The sequence below is a fragment of the Paenibacillus sabinae T27 genome (assembly GCF_000612505.1).
Taxonomy (GTDB): Bacteria; Bacillota; Bacilli; order Paenibacillales; family Paenibacillaceae; genus Paenibacillus_AQ; species Paenibacillus_AQ sabinae.
This window is the reverse complement of sequence record NZ_CP004078.1, coordinates 2,650,936-2,663,596: the sequence shown is the minus strand read 5'-3', so window position 1 is coordinate 2,663,596 and position 12,661 is coordinate 2,650,936. Positions and strand designations below refer to the sequence as shown.

The 12,661-nt window shown below is 52.9% G+C and carries 15 protein-coding genes; 4 read left to right on the top strand and 11 right to left on the bottom strand.

Annotated elements, in window-relative coordinates; translation table 11 throughout:
• Positions 1-29 precede the first annotated feature (29 nt).
• Positions 30-302 carry a hypothetical protein gene (locus PSAB_RS12255; RefSeq protein WP_025334870.1) on the bottom strand — a complete coding sequence of 91 codons (273 nt, stop codon included), beginning with the start codon at positions 300-302 and terminating at the stop codon, positions 30-32.
• Between the two features lie 293 nt (positions 303-595).
• Between PSAB_RS12255 and PSAB_RS12250 the strand changes: the two genes are divergently transcribed.
• From PSAB_RS12250 to PSAB_RS12240, 3 genes are all read left to right on the top strand, one after another.
• A complete protein-coding gene (locus PSAB_RS12250; RefSeq protein ID WP_025334869.1) occupies positions 596-1,828 on the top strand; it encodes an aminopeptidase in 1,233 nt (410 codons plus the stop codon).
• A gap of 18 nt (positions 1,829-1,846) precedes the next feature.
• Complete coding sequence (locus tag PSAB_RS12245; protein WP_025334868.1) at positions 1,847-3,073, top strand: aminopeptidase; 1,227 nt, start codon at positions 1,847-1,849, stop codon at positions 3,071-3,073.
• Between the two features lie 227 nt (positions 3,074-3,300).
• Complete coding sequence (locus tag PSAB_RS12240; RefSeq protein ID WP_025334867.1) at positions 3,301-3,480, top strand: hypothetical protein; 180 nt, start codon at positions 3,301-3,303, stop codon at positions 3,478-3,480.
• 102 nt (positions 3,481-3,582) lie between these two features.
• Here PSAB_RS12240 and PSAB_RS12235 read toward each other — a convergent pair whose 3' ends face one another.
• The 7 genes from PSAB_RS12235 to PSAB_RS12205 all read right to left on the bottom strand — a co-directional run bounded on the left by PSAB_RS12235 (position 3,583) and on the right by PSAB_RS12205 (position 9,482).
• Positions 3,583-4,266 (bottom strand): AlkZ-related protein, encoded by a 684-nt coding sequence (locus PSAB_RS12235; RefSeq protein ID WP_025334866.1) that lies wholly within the window; start codon positions 4,264-4,266, stop codon positions 3,583-3,585.
• 27 nt (positions 4,267-4,293) lie between these two features.
• On the bottom strand, positions 4,294-4,866 hold the full coding sequence (locus PSAB_RS12230) for a TetR/AcrR family transcriptional regulator (protein ID WP_025334865.1): 573 nt from the start codon (positions 4,864-4,866) through the stop codon (positions 4,294-4,296).
• A gap of 27 nt (positions 4,867-4,893) precedes the next feature.
• A complete protein-coding gene (locus PSAB_RS12225; protein ID WP_025334864.1) occupies positions 4,894-5,619 on the bottom strand; it encodes an MBL fold metallo-hydrolase in 726 nt (241 codons plus the stop codon).
• A 194-nt stretch (positions 5,620-5,813) separates the two neighbouring features.
• Positions 5,814-6,614, bottom strand: a complete 801-nt coding sequence (gene pstB / locus PSAB_RS12220) for a phosphate ABC transporter ATP-binding protein PstB (RefSeq protein ID WP_025334863.1) — start codon at positions 6,612-6,614, stop codon at positions 5,814-5,816.
• A 17-nt stretch (positions 6,615-6,631) separates the two neighbouring features.
• Entirely contained in the window at positions 6,632-7,528 is an 897-nt protein-coding gene (gene pstA, locus PSAB_RS12215) for a phosphate ABC transporter permease PstA (RefSeq protein WP_025334862.1), read from the bottom strand.
• Positions 7,528-8,448 (bottom strand): phosphate ABC transporter permease subunit PstC, encoded by a 921-nt coding sequence (gene pstC, locus PSAB_RS12210; RefSeq protein ID WP_038595832.1) that lies wholly within the window; start codon positions 8,446-8,448, stop codon positions 7,528-7,530. The genes pstA and pstC overlap by 1 nt, the downstream gene beginning before the upstream one ends.
• Positions 8,449-8,531: 83 nt before the next feature.
• On the bottom strand, positions 8,532-9,482 hold the full coding sequence (locus tag PSAB_RS12205; RefSeq protein WP_025334860.1) for a phosphate ABC transporter substrate-binding protein: 951 nt from the start codon (positions 9,480-9,482) through the stop codon (positions 8,532-8,534).
• Between the two features lie 206 nt (positions 9,483-9,688).
• Here PSAB_RS12205 and PSAB_RS12200 point away from each other — a divergent pair, with 206 nt between their 5' ends.
• On the top strand, positions 9,689-10,576 hold the full coding sequence (locus PSAB_RS12200) for a LysR family transcriptional regulator (RefSeq protein ID WP_025334859.1): 888 nt from the start codon (positions 9,689-9,691) through the stop codon (positions 10,574-10,576).
• 173 nt (positions 10,577-10,749) lie between these two features.
• On the opposite strand, the gene PSAB_RS12195 is transcribed toward PSAB_RS12200, so the two are convergent.
• The 3 genes from PSAB_RS12195 to PSAB_RS26455 are packed head-to-tail and all read right to left on the bottom strand — an operon-like array spanning position 10,750 to position 12,585.
• Positions 10,750-11,583: a class I SAM-dependent methyltransferase gene (locus tag PSAB_RS12195; protein ID WP_025334858.1), complete on the bottom strand. Its 834-nt coding sequence runs from the start codon at positions 11,581-11,583 to the stop codon at positions 10,750-10,752.
• A gap of 55 nt (positions 11,584-11,638) precedes the next feature.
• Positions 11,639-12,328, bottom strand: a complete 690-nt coding sequence (locus tag PSAB_RS12190) for a DMT family transporter (RefSeq protein ID WP_338045044.1) — start codon at positions 12,326-12,328, stop codon at positions 11,639-11,641.
• A complete protein-coding gene (locus PSAB_RS26455) occupies positions 12,286-12,585 on the bottom strand; it encodes a DMT family transporter (RefSeq protein WP_338045043.1) in 300 nt (99 codons plus the stop codon). The genes PSAB_RS12190 and PSAB_RS26455 overlap by 43 nt, the downstream gene beginning before the upstream one ends.
• Positions 12,586-12,661: the final 76 nt, after the last annotated feature.

Sequence of the window (12,661 nt, the reverse complement as noted above, 5' to 3'; positions counted from 1 at the left end):
GAAGAGCGGCGATTTTCGCCGTTCTTTTGTTAACTGTCCGACTCCTCCGCATCCAGCGCCGCATCCAGCAGACGGTCGAACAGCTCGTCGTCTTCCTCCAGCTTGGCGTCCAGCTCCAGAATTTGCTCTTCGTTTCCGGATTCGCCCGCAAAGCTCAGGCTGTAATCCCATTCCTTGCCCTTCTTGCTGAAAAACGTAATTTCGTAGTGAGCCGCGTGGCCCTCCAGGGTAAATACGGTTCGTCCCACATAATTTCCTTCAGCATCGCGGCGCATGGCCGCTTCCGTTATACTAACGCTCATGCAGCTTCCTTCCTTTCATTGAATCGGATGTCCAGTCGCTTCAGAAGCGAAGTGGAAATCCTTTTCAGTATATCATTGTTTCCCGCTAAAAATCCCGTCCTTCCTAGCTGATTGACTTTTTTCATCCGGCGGTTAATAATTTATTACAATACTTAGCAAGCTTAATTTGGCAGGAAGAAACGGTCTTAGGTCCGCCTTAATGACAAATCCGTCTCTTGGGATATTCTAAAGCTAAGATTAAGTGCGAAGCTTAACGATTTCATCGAACTTAAAGAAATTGGGGGAAAATCTTTATGACCGATTTTGAAGCAAAGCTCTCCAAATACGCCGACCTGGCCATCAAAATAGGCGTAAATGTGCAGCCCGGACAGGCGCTGGTCGTGAATGCGCCCATCGTTGCGGCAGAATTCGTCCGGTTGATCGCAGCCAAGGCATATGAAGCGGGTGCCAGCCAGGTTAAAGTGAACTGGAGCGACGAGCGCATCACGCGGCTGATGTTCGAACATGCCGCCCCGGAGGTGTTCACTAAAGCCCCGACCTGGTATGCCGGCGAAATTACCGAGTTTGCCGAGAACGGCGCGGCCGTGCTGTCGGTCATCGCTGAGGACCCGGATGCTCTGAAAGGCATCGAACAGGCCCGGATCGCGAACTATCACAAGACTCGGGGAGCGGCCCTGACCAAATACCGCGAGTATGTCATGTCCGATAAAATCAGCTGGAGCATCGTCGCCATCCCTTCGCAGGCTTGGGCCGACAAGGTGTTCCCCGATGTGCCTGCGGAAGAGCGGATCGACAAGCTGTGGGAAGCCATTTTCCACACTGTGCGTCTTGACCAGGAAGAACCGGTAGCCGCCTGGCAGGATCATCTGAACACGCTGGAAGCCAAAGCGGCCGTGCTGAACGCCAAGAAATATAAGAAGCTGCGTTACGCCGCACCGGGTACGGATCTCACCATTGAGCTTCCGGAAGGCCACCTGTGGGCGCAGGGCGACAGCATCAATGCCCAGGGCCATACCTTTGTGGCCAATATGCCGACCGAAGAAGTATTTACCGCTCCGCTGAAAACGGGCGTCAACGGAACCGTCCGCAGCACGAAACCGCTCAGTTATGGCGGCAACATTATCGACGGCTTCTCTCTCACCTTCGAGAACGGAAAAATTGTCTCGGTTACCGCAGAAAAGGGACAGGAAACGCTTGAGCATTTGATCAGCCTGGACGAAGGTGCCAAATATTTGGGCGAAGTGGCGCTTGTTCCCTATCATTCCCCGATTTCGGAGTCGAATATTTTGTATTACAACACGCTGTTTGACGAAAATGCTTCGAATCATCTCGCGATCGGAACCGCCTACGCTTTCTGTCTGGAGGGCGGCAAGAGCATGACACAGGAAGAACTTGAAAAGCGCGGTCTTAACACGAGCGTTACGCATGTCGATTTTATGATCGGCTCAGCTGAGATGAATATCTACGGCGTGACAGGGGACGGAACGGAAGAGCCGGTATTCTTGAACGGAAACTGGGCGTTTTAATCGAAGGAGGGTCGGGATTTGAATTTCAATCAAAAGCTGGAGAATTATGCACTCCTTGCCGTAAAGATCGGCGTCAACATTCAGCCCGGGCAAACGCTTGTCGTCAACGCGGATATCGCAGCGTCCGAGCTGGTTCGACTAGTCGTGCGCAAAGCTTATGAGGCTGGAGCGAAGTTCGTCAAGGTGAACTATTCGGATGAGGTTGTAACGAGAACGCGCTATGATCTCGCCCCGGAGGAATCATTCTCGGAGCCTCCGAAACGGTTCGCGGAAGAAATGGAGGAGCTTGCGCGGAACAATGCCTGCTTCCTGACCATCATCTCGGCCGATCCAGATCTGCTGAAAGGTATTGATCCGAAGCGGATCTCCCTCAATCAGCGAGTTATGGCTGAGGCGATGGCGGGCTACCGCCAGCTGCTGATGAGCAACCAGGCGAGCTGGAGCGGCGTCGCTTATCCTTCGGCCTCCTGGGCAGCCAAAGTATTCCCGGATGCGCCGGAGGAAGATCGCATCCCGCTGCTGTGGGACGCAATCTTCCGCGCTGTCCGCGCGGACGCGGAGGACCCGCTCGAAGCCTGGCGGCAGCATCTGGGTGAACTGAAGCGCCGCTGCGACAAGCTGAATGAGCGCAAGTACCGCAAGCTGCATTACACGGCGCCGGGCACCGACCTGACCGTTGAGCTGCCGGAGGGCCATATCTGGTGCCAGGCCGGAGCGGTAAACGGCAAGGGCACTCCCTTTCTGGCCAACATCCCTACCGAGGAAGTGTTCACGGTTGCGCACCGCGACGGGACAAACGGCAAGGTCAGCAGCACGAAGCCGCTCAGTTATGCGGGAAGCGTTATTGACCGCTTTACCCTGACCTTCAAAGACGGCAAGGTTACGGATTATACCGCTGAGGTGGGACAGGACAAGCTGGCTGTGCTGTTCTCCATGGATGAAGGAGCCGCTTCGCTTGGCGAAGTGGCGCTCGTACCCCACCGTTCACCGATTTCTCAAAGCGGCATTCTGTATTACACCACGCTGTATGACGAGAATGCGTCCTGTCACCTGGCGCTGGGAGCTTCGTATGCTTTCACTCTGGAAGGCGGCATATCCTTGACGAAAGAACAACTGGCCGAGCGCGGTATGAACCAAAGTCTGATTCACGTCGATTTCATGATGGGCTCCCCGGAAATGGATATCGACGGTATTACGGATGACGGCACGGTCGATCCGATTTTCCGTGGTGGCGGATGGGCGTAAAGGCAGCTTCAGCCAAATAATAACGACGTTAACCCCGGGTACTCCTACTATTGGAGACCCGGGGTCTTTGCATTAAATAATGGTCGGGGGGCCTTCCCTTCAATAAGCTGAGCTAAGCGACCCATATTTCAAATTTTGTTCAATTTATAGACACAAAAATGTTGATTTTAGTTCACAAAAATGTCACAATAAAAATGTGGGAATCAATATCCAAGGAGGCGATTCAAATGATGAAAGATCCGTACTCCAACGAGTCTGAGCGGATTGAAGAGGAAGATCATGATGGCGAGCCGTTGTATGACAAGCGCATCGATGCGGCTAACGCTATCAAGTACACCGCTTACGTCATGCTCTTCCTGGGTTTTCTCTATTTCCTGGTTGCCTTTATTCTCCCGATGTTCGATTGACGGAAATTCTTTTAAAAAACCAATAGAAAGCGCTTGCGGCCAGTCCCGATCCTCTTTTGAGAGGTGCGGAGCCAGCCGTTTTTTGTTGTGTGGGCATAGAAGCTATGCCCAGCACTTGTGAATCCATGCCATCGCGTCCTGCGTCCACACCGGTTCCATCCGAGCCTTCAGCCAAAGAACGGCTTCCTCCCTTGTTCCTGGAAAAGATTCGATTCCGGTCCCGCGCATCCAATGTCCGGCCGTCTCAAATGAGGTGCTGTTCCAGCCGTTTTTCGCTCCATCGGCGTTCAGCCTCTGCTGTACCCCCGAAATGACTATATCCGAGCTTCCCTGAAGCTCGTTCAAGGCGTTGTCAAAAGCGGTCTTCTTCTCTTTGGCCTTCATCCCAGCCTCCGCCCGAAGCTGACGCGTCTCTATCCCCTCATTATCCTCTATGATCTCCAGAATAACGTGCGCCTCCCTGCCGGCCAGACCGCCGCTATAACGCTCCCTGAACGTCCGCGCATTTCCCAATACGGCAGCGAAATAAGGAAACCATTCTCTGTCAACGAGCACAGCTTTTTTCTTCAGAAACTTCCCGTACGCTGCCAGACCCTCTGCCGGAAACCGTACACGCCACTTCCATGGATCGAGTTCCGTATCGGTGTGCCAATCTTCTTCTTTGGTAAGACTCTTGAGCGAAGGGTGATCCGGGATAAGCGGCGCAAGCGGCAGAATCCCGATTTGTGACACAAGTTTCGCGGCATCTTCAAAAGTAAAGGACGCCGGTGCTGCTTCAAATACCATGCTGCATTTCTCCTCCTTCATCGGCTTTCAATGTTCCCGGAACCGGTCAATCCCTGCCAGGAAAGCGCTAAGGGTCGCTGACAGGCTTTCGCTAACGTCAAGCGGAATCCCGAAGCCTCCCTTTTGCTCCAGCGATGCGAACCCGTGCAAAATGCTGCGGAGCCCTCTTACCGCATGCAGTTCACCATCCGGCCCCAATTGATAAGGTTTCAGAACAGCCATAATCAGATTCAGTAAACGCTCCCCTTCCTCAATAAGCTCCGCATGCTCCTCATCCGGGGCTTGCAGAGTCACCTCATACAATCCCGGATGCTGCTTGGCAAATTCGGCGTAGCCTTTTCCCATGGCCAGCACCGCCTCATTGCCGCTTAAACCAAGCGACGCGGAAGCCAGGGCCTCATAAAGCAGTTTCACTCCGTGTACTGCAAGCAGGGTCCTTAGACCGGCCTGTCCGTTAATGTGATTATACAATGAAGGGGGGCGAACGCCCAGCTTGGCGGCAAGAGCCGCCAGCGTCACCCCTTCCATTCCATGCTCGTCGGCAATTTGCGCGGCCGCCGTTACTATTTTGCCGCGACCAAGTCCCGCTCTTGGCGACATGACTTATCCTCCGTTTCTGTTATGAAATTAGGAAATGAGACCTTGTGGTTTAAGTTCCGCTTCAGCCTTCGCAATCGCTGCGCTTAACCGTTCACCGGGCTGCTTCAACAAGTTCCCGTGCCCTACCGCCAGAAGCGAAGGTTTCAGCTGCGCGATTTTAATGGCGCTCTCCAATGCGGCTTCTTTGTTCCAGGTGGCCATGGCCGGAAACGGGAACAAAGGAATGACTGTACCGGATACCGCTGTCCCGCGAAAGGTCTGAAACGCATCGCCCGCGAACACCGTACCGCTCCGCCGGTCGAGGAAAGACATCGACCCCGGTGTATGTCCCGGTGTGAGAATGGCTGTCAGCGAACCGATCTGGTCGCCATCGTGAAGCAAATGATCGGGAACACTGGTGATGTTCTTGGGAACCGCACCGCGAATAGGCGTTGGCGGTTCGCCCGGACGCAGCGAGCTGTCGCCGCGCAGCAGCGCCGAGTCTCTCTCCGAAATATACAGCTCGGCTTCGGGCAGCTGTTTCTTCAAAGCATCGAGCGCGCCGACGTGGTCGCCGTGCGCATGAGTCAGCACAATCCGGGCAAGCGGCTTTCCGAGTGATTGGACGGTGCTTAGAATGCCGTTCAGGCTGAAAGGCATTCCCGCATCAATCAGGGTAAGGTCTTTGTCTTCCTCCACAAGATAACAGTTTACCGGAAACAGGCGCGGCATCCAAGTCAGTTGAAGCATCCAGCTATCACGCGTAATTCTCATTGTCTTCCCTCCAAACTAATCTTATTAGTTATAATATAAACTAATGGTATTAGTTTTTCAATCCCTATTTATCCTTTCGAGGAGATTAATTTTCGCTGAACGCAAAAAACCGGAATCCCCTCTTCTTAACCAGAAGCGGTTGACCCCGGCGGGTGACCTGAACAGTCAGGAGTATGAATCTTACAAGTGTGAACTCAGCCAAAACGGCCCATGATATATTCCTGGGTCATCGAATTATCCGGATTGGTGAATACCTTCTCCGTCAGCCCGTATTCAATCAACTGACCGAGATAAAAGTATGCCGTATAATCCGAGATCCGCGCCGCCTGCTGCATGTTGTGGGTAACAATAACGATGCGCAGCTCCTCTTTCAGTTCCTTGATCAGCTCTTCAATCTTGCCGGTGGAAACCGGGTCAAGCGCCGATGCGGGTTCGTCCAGCAGAAGAATTCGCGGATTGACCGACAGTGCCCGAGCAATACAGAGACGCTGCTGCTGGCCGCCGGAGAGCGCAAGAGCGGAATCCTTCAGACGGTCCTTAACCTCGTCCCACAACGCTGCGCGCCGGAGACTGCTCTCGACAATTTCGTCGAGCGCTTTCTTACCCTTCACCCCGTGATATCTCGGTCCGAAAGCGATGTTGTCGTAGATCGATTTGTAAAACGGATTCGGCTTCTGCCAGACCATGCCGATTTTCTGGCGCAGCTTGATGACATCGGTGCCAGAGGCGTTAATATCCACCCCGTCGATCCAAATGCTGCCTTTGGTTGTCGACCCGGAAATTTCATCGTTCATCCGGTTGAGCGACCGGAGAAAGGTCGATTTACCGCAGCCCGAAGGGCCGATCAGCGCCGTAACCGACTTCTCCGGGAAAGGCAGGCTGATGCCTTTGACGGCTTCGTACGTGCCGTAGAAAATGCTTAAATTTTCGGTGCGGAAATTCTTCTCTACCTTCGATTCCTGTAAAACATGCGGTGCCGTAAGTGTTGCTTCCATGTTAATACTCCTCCACTCTAATTCATTCTTCGCGATGCGGTTAGCTTCCGGTAGATCAATCGGCCCATGTAGCGGGCGACCAGATTAAAGATCAGTACCGTAATGACCAGGACGGCAGACGCTCCAGCGGCAATCTGTACCGCATCAGGCGCAAGACCTTCGCTGTTGACCTTCCAAATGTGTACAGCCAGCGTCTCGGCCGGGCGGAACGGGTTCAGCGGCGAAGACGGGCTCAGCGGATTCCAGTCGTTAAAATTCAACCGCGGGCTGCTCATGCCCGCCGTGAACATCAGGGCGGCGGCTTCACCGAATACCCGGCCTGCGGACAGAATCGTTCCGGTTATTATCGCGGGTAGCGCCACCGGGAACAGGACGGTGGTAACGATTTTCCATTTGGAGAGCCCGAGCGCGAATCCGGCTTCTTTCTGCTGAGCGGGAACGCTGCGGAACGCCTGCTCGGTGATCCGTACCATCAGCGGAAGATTGAATACGGTAAGGGCCAGCGCTCCCGATACTAGGGAGAAGCCAAGACCGAATATATTGACGATGAGCAGCAGACCGAACAATCCGACGACAATCGACGGGAAGGAAGACAAGACTTCAACGATCAGACGGATAAATGCTGTAATTCTTCCGGGACGAGCATACTCGGCCATGAAAATGCCTGCTCCAAGCCCAAGCGGAACGGTAATCAGCAGCGTCAGGACAAGCAGGAACAGCGAGTTGAACAGCTGCGGGCCGATGCCTCCGCCGGCACGGATTTTTCTTGGAGCCGACGTCAGAAAGTCCCAGCTGATATGGTTTAAGCCTCTAAACAAAATGTAACCGAGCAGACCGGCCAGGACGGCTACAATCAAGAGAGCAAGGGTTACAATGACTGCAGTAGCAATTTTGTCCTTCGTTCTTGCTTTCATTAGATTGCCCTCCTTTTTTCCAGCAGGCGGACAATGAAGACGAACAAGAAGGTCATCAGCATGAGTACCAGCGCCATGCTCCAAAGCGAATTGTTCTGCGGCGATCCCATTGTAGTATTACCCATCCCCAATGTGATGACGCTCGTGAGCGTTGATGCCGACTCAAACAGCGATTTCGGTATAAACGGCGCGTTTCCGATGACCATTTGGACCGCAAGCGCCTCGCCGAAAGCGCGGGCCATGCCAAGTACGACGCCGGTCAGAATGGCAGGCAGCGTGGTTGGAATGATAACACCGCTAATAGTCTGCCAGCGGGTCGCTCCAAGAGCAAAGGAGGATTCCTTCAAATTCTGTGGAAGCGCGGACAGCGCATCGACTGCTACGCTGGTGATCGTGGGCAGAATCATAACAGACAGCACGATCGAGCCGGCGGCTACGCCGATCCCTTGTCCGGGGAACACATCCCGCAAAAAGGGAACAATAACGCTGAGTCCCACAAAGCCGTAAACGACAGAAGGGATACCTGACAGCAGCTCGATGACAGGCTGAAGGAGTTTTTTGCCCCAACCCGGAACGATTTCGGTCATGAACAGAGCGGCGCAAATGCTAAGGGGACTTGCAATCAGCGCAGCCAGGAGCGTCGTGATAAATGAACCCGCGATGAATGGCAATGCTCCAAATGATGGATTATTGCCTTCCGGTGACCACTTCGTCCCGAAAAAGAAATCCGAAATGCTGACTTTATCGACGACAAACGTTGAAACTCCTTTAGACATTACAAAATACACCATCGATATAATGGCGACAATCAGTAGAAGCACGCAAAAGGACATATAAGAACGTCCGATGAAGTCTTCGATATGATGTTTTTCAATACGCGACTTGTGATTCTGCGCGATTTTGTTGTTTTGCACTATCATGTAAGTCCCTTCTCTTTAAAGTGAAAAGAGAGGCAGAAGAACTCCGCCTCTGAATCTATAAGAATTGTATCGTTTATGCCGGTTTATTTGTTTGTTACGTTACCGGCAACGTCGCGGGAAACCTGCATCTTCGAGGCCGGAATGTAGCCCAGCTCGGTTACATCTCCATTTTGAACCTCGTCGGTCAAGAAGTAATCGAGGAATGCTTTAACTGTTTCAGTCGGTTCGCCGTTCGTGTACATATGCTCGTATGCCCAAACCGGATATTTACCGCTGATTACATTGTCCACGGAAGGGTCAACGCTGTCGTATTTCAATGTTTTCACCGTTTCGTCGAGGTAAGACAGAGCCAGGTATCCGATTGCTCCCGGTGTTTCGGCTACGATCTTTTTAACGGTACCCGAGGAATCTTCCTGGATCGAACCCGGAAGGTCTTCCGTCTTGGTTCCCAGTGCAAACTTCTCGAATGTAGCGCGTGTTCCGGAGCTTGCCGGACGGTTGATGATCTGGATTTTTTGATCCGCGCCGCCAACTTCTTTCCAGTTGGTGACTTTGCCGGTGAAAATATCAACCAGCTGCTGTTTGGTCAGATTGTCAACGCCTGCAGCCGGATTGGTTACTGCCGCAATCGCAACAACTGCCACTTGATGATCGACAAGCGCCTTCGCTTTTTCAGCGTCCGCATCTTTCAATTTCTCTTCCGCGAATACGTCGGAGTTACCGATATCGACTTGTTTTTCCGCAACTTGTGTGAGGCCTGTACCGCTGCCGCCGCCTTGAACCTGAATGTCCAGGCCAGCATGCTGCTCCATGAATTTCTCGGCAACCTGCTCAACCAGCGGCTGAAGAGCCGTGGAACCGGATGCCAGAATCGAACCGCTCAGTTCTGCGCCGCTGTTTGTTTCTGTAGGCGCGCTGCTAGCCCCGGCGTTGCCGCCGTTGGCCGAATTGTTTCCCCCGTTATTTCCGCATGCCGAAAGTGCCAAAACGCTAGTTAATGCAAGTGCCAAAAACCAGGATTTTCTAGAGCGCATTATTGTTTGTCTCCTCCTACAAATGGTGTCTTATTTAGGCTCGTTCGCCCTGACATGATTAATTGTAAAATCTGTACGTAAGTTAAACCCCCGACTTGTGTAAACGGAAAGATAAAAAAAGAAATAAAATATGTATAACGATATAGAGATATTCTATAATAGATGAAGAGAATTGTTGAAAAGCCTGGTTTATACGGAGGAATCCCATGAATATTTTAAAATTGCAAATTGTCGTTCTTATTGAAAAACATAAAAAAGTTACCGACGTCGCCGCCGAGCTTGGGCTCAAGCAGCCGACAGTGTCGTTTCATATGAAATCGCTGGAGAGTGAGCTAGGTACCCCGCTGTTCCAAAGCCGGAGCGGCCGGGTGCTGCTGACCGAAGCCGGACTTGCGCTGCATCCCTATGCCGTCCGTATTGTCGCGCTGGCATCGGAGGCCGAACGAAGCGTCAAACAGACCGTTTCCCGCTCAAAGGTCAAGCTGGACATCGGTGCTTCGCAGGTCCCGGCGGCTTATTTGCTGCCAGCTGTATTGGCCGGACTGGTGCGGCATTATCCGGAAATCGAAATCAGCGTATCGGAAGCCGGTGAATCCGGTCTGCGCGAACGACTGCGAAGCCGCGAGCTCGGTCTAGGCGTTCTGCACAGCAGCGGGCAGGCGGATGAATCTTTACATTTGAAAAAGATCGCTGACGATGAAGCTGTCCTTATCTTTCCTTCAGGTCACCCTTTTATATACAAGGATGATCTCGCACCGGATGAAATTGCCCGGGAACCCTGGATTCAGCATGCCCAAGGCAGCCGTCTGCGGGAATTCGCCGACAGCTGGGCCGAATTGAACGGCCTGCACTTATGGAACAAGATGGAGCTGCAAAGCTCTGAGGCCGTCAAAAGATCAGTCGTTCAAGGCCATGCGGTCGCTGTTTTTTCCAAAATCGGCATAGCTGCGGAGCTGGAGTCGGGGAGCTTGGGGTATCGGCAGCTTCCGGGGATCATGCCAGAGCGCGGGGGTTTCTATCTGGCCTGGCGAAAGGGCCACGCCCTGACGGAAATACAGCAGGCTTTTGCAGACAGTCTGGAGTCTATTTCTTAGAATACGGGAGGTTCATATTTTTATGGAGCTTTATCATTTCAGTAAAGACAGCCTTGAGAGCGATGAATTTAAGCCGTCCTTGTTTATGCGTAAGAAGTGATGAAATGACAGAAAGACAAAAAAGTGCCAGGGCAGCAGTTACCCGGCACTTTTTTTACACTTAGAGATCGGGATCACATCGGCTTCTCTGCAACCAGTACAAACGTCTTCGGGATGCCCTTGTCGAACACATCCGAGGACAAATTCGGCTCTTCGATCAGCTTCCTGATCCGGAATCCGCTGTCAGCTGCAGCGGTCACAATCTCTCCGAGCGTCCATTTGCGCCAGTATACGACGTCCGCCTGTACCCCGCTTGTCCCGTCTTCCGGCGAATATTTGGCATACGACACCCGCTTTTCCTCAAGCGTTGTATCGAAGTAATCTCCGCTTACTTTATGCTTCCGAACTTTGGCCGTTGAGCCTTTGGAGGAGATCAGCTTGGTAGATACGGGATGGAAATCCCGCAAAATAAACGTTCCGCCCGGAGCCAGCAGCGAATATGCCGTGTCCATGAAAGGCTTCAGGTCAGTAAAATAATGGACAATCCCCTGCTCCGCAAAGACAATGTCATAAGCTTCCCGCGAAATGTTCTGCGGCAGATGCAAGACATCGGATACGATATATTTCAGCCGGACTCCCGCCGCTTCCGCCAGCTCGGACGCATAACGCGCATTGCCTTCGGAGAAGTCGGCGACCGACACCTCCGCGCCGAGCAGGCCAAGAGCCACCGCCTTTACCCCGTTCGATCCCATCAGGTTCATTATTTTCTTGCCGCTTACTTCTCCAAAATGGGCCAGTATGGGCTGAAGCTTGGCGGCCGGATTATTGTGCAGCTTGACCGCGGCTTCTTGAGGCGGACCGAATCTGCTTGTCCAAGCGCTGTATGTATCCTCATTCCACAGTTCTTCGCTGACGGAGGAGGTTACCGGCGTATCGGGTTTATGATCATCCGTAGGACTGTCATGCATAATGTAAAAACTCCTTTACCTCATTCTTAAGTGGTGCAATCGGGACTTTCAGCTCTCAAGAAGCGTTTTCCGGGAGCACCTGAGCGTCCTGCGCATAGCTGCGTTGCCGTTCTTCTTCTCTGGTTGCTATCCGGGCGCCCACATACAAATAACATGCGAGACCGCCGAGCACCAGCACGCCGCCGCCCCATTGCAGTCCGGTCAGCCGTTCGCCAAGCAGCAAATAGGCCAGGATGCTCGCTCCGACCGGTTCACCGAGAATGTTCATGGAGACGGTAGTGGCAGAGGTGTATTGGAGGAGCCAGTTAAACAAAATATGCCCAAATACGGTCGGCACAACAGCCAGCAGCGCAAAAATGCCCCACTCTTTAGGTGGATAGTCGAAAAAGGCGATGCCGGTTTCCAAATTGTACAATGCAAACACGGCGCCGGCGATGATAAATACAATCAGGCTGTAGAGATAAGACGGCATTCGGGCGACCAGCTTTTTGCCGATCATCAGATGGACGGCTACCGCCGCTGTCCCAAAAATGGAAAGTAAGTCACCCTTAAGGTTGTCTTGCGACAGTCCGATGTCTCCCCAGCCAATGAATACGACGCCGACAATCGCCACGCCAAGACCGGCTATCGCCGAAACGGAGCTGCGCTCTCTATATAGAAGAAACGAGCCAATCATTATGAAAACAGGTTCAAGCGCCATAATCATCGTAGAACTGGCGACCGAAGTGAATTCAAGCGAACCCATCCACAGTAAAAATGCAGCGCCAGCATGAATCCCGAGGCTGCCAGCAGCAGCCAGTCATTCAGCCGCAGCTTCGCCAGCGCTCCACTGTACGGGCGGACGAACGGGGCCATCAGTAGCGAGGTGAACAGCAGGCGGTACATCGCCTGTACAGAAGCCGGCGCCGAGGACCATTTGATAAAAATGGCCGAGAACGAGATGGCAATAATCCCGACCAGCATGAGCAATGCGACGGGGACCGGCGGTTTTTTGGTAGTCATGAATCGGTCTTCCTTTCCGTGTGCGTCGATGGGGTTAAAAAGCTGCCTTCTTAATGTAACGCAGACGGCGAAAAAA

What these genes read in the sequence shown, in the direction of transcription:
- PSAB_RS12255 (WP_025334870.1), bottom strand. Translation starts at nt 302, where the DNA reads ATGAGCGTTAGTATAACGGAAGCGGCCATGCGCCGCGATGCTGAAGGA.
- PSAB_RS12250 (WP_025334869.1), top strand. Translation starts at nt 596, where the DNA reads ATGACCGATTTTGAAGCAAAGCTCTCCAAATACGCCGACCTGGCCATC.
- PSAB_RS12240 (WP_025334867.1), top strand. Translation starts at nt 3,301, where the DNA reads ATGATGAAAGATCCGTACTCCAACGAGTCTGAGCGGATTGAAGAGGAA.
- PSAB_RS12235 (WP_025334866.1), bottom strand. Translation starts at nt 4,266, where the DNA reads ATGGTATTTGAAGCAGCACCGGCGTCCTTTACTTTTGAAGATGCCGCG.
- PSAB_RS12230 (WP_025334865.1), bottom strand. Translation starts at nt 4,866, where the DNA reads ATGTCGCCAAGAGCGGGACTTGGTCGCGGCAAAATAGTAACGGCGGCC.
- PSAB_RS12225 (WP_025334864.1), bottom strand. Translation starts at nt 5,619, where the DNA reads ATGAGAATTACGCGTGATAGCTGGATGCTTCAACTGACTTGGATGCCG.
- pstB (WP_025334863.1), bottom strand. Translation starts at nt 6,614, where the DNA reads ATGGAAGCAACACTTACGGCACCGCATGTTTTACAGGAATCGAAGGTA.
- pstA (WP_025334862.1), bottom strand. Translation starts at nt 7,528, where the DNA reads ATGAAAGCAAGAACGAAGGACAAAATTGCTACTGCAGTCATTGTAACC.
- pstC (WP_038595832.1), bottom strand. Translation starts at nt 8,448, where the DNA reads ATGATAGTGCAAAACAACAAAATCGCGCAGAATCACAAGTCGCGTATT.
- PSAB_RS12205 (WP_025334860.1), bottom strand. Translation starts at nt 9,482, where the DNA reads ATGCGCTCTAGAAAATCCTGGTTTTTGGCACTTGCATTAACTAGCGTT.
- PSAB_RS12200 (WP_025334859.1), top strand. Translation starts at nt 9,689, where the DNA reads ATGAATATTTTAAAATTGCAAATTGTCGTTCTTATTGAAAAACATAAA.
- PSAB_RS12195 (WP_025334858.1), bottom strand. Translation starts at nt 11,583, where the DNA reads ATGCATGACAGTCCTACGGATGATCATAAACCCGATACGCCGGTAACC.
- PSAB_RS12190 (WP_338045044.1), bottom strand. Translation starts at nt 12,328, where the DNA reads ATGGGTTCGCTTGAATTCACTTCGGTCGCCAGTTCTACGATGATTATG.
- PSAB_RS26455 (WP_338045043.1), bottom strand. Translation starts at nt 12,585, where the DNA reads ATGACTACCAAAAAACCGCCGGTCCCCGTCGCATTGCTCATGCTGGTC.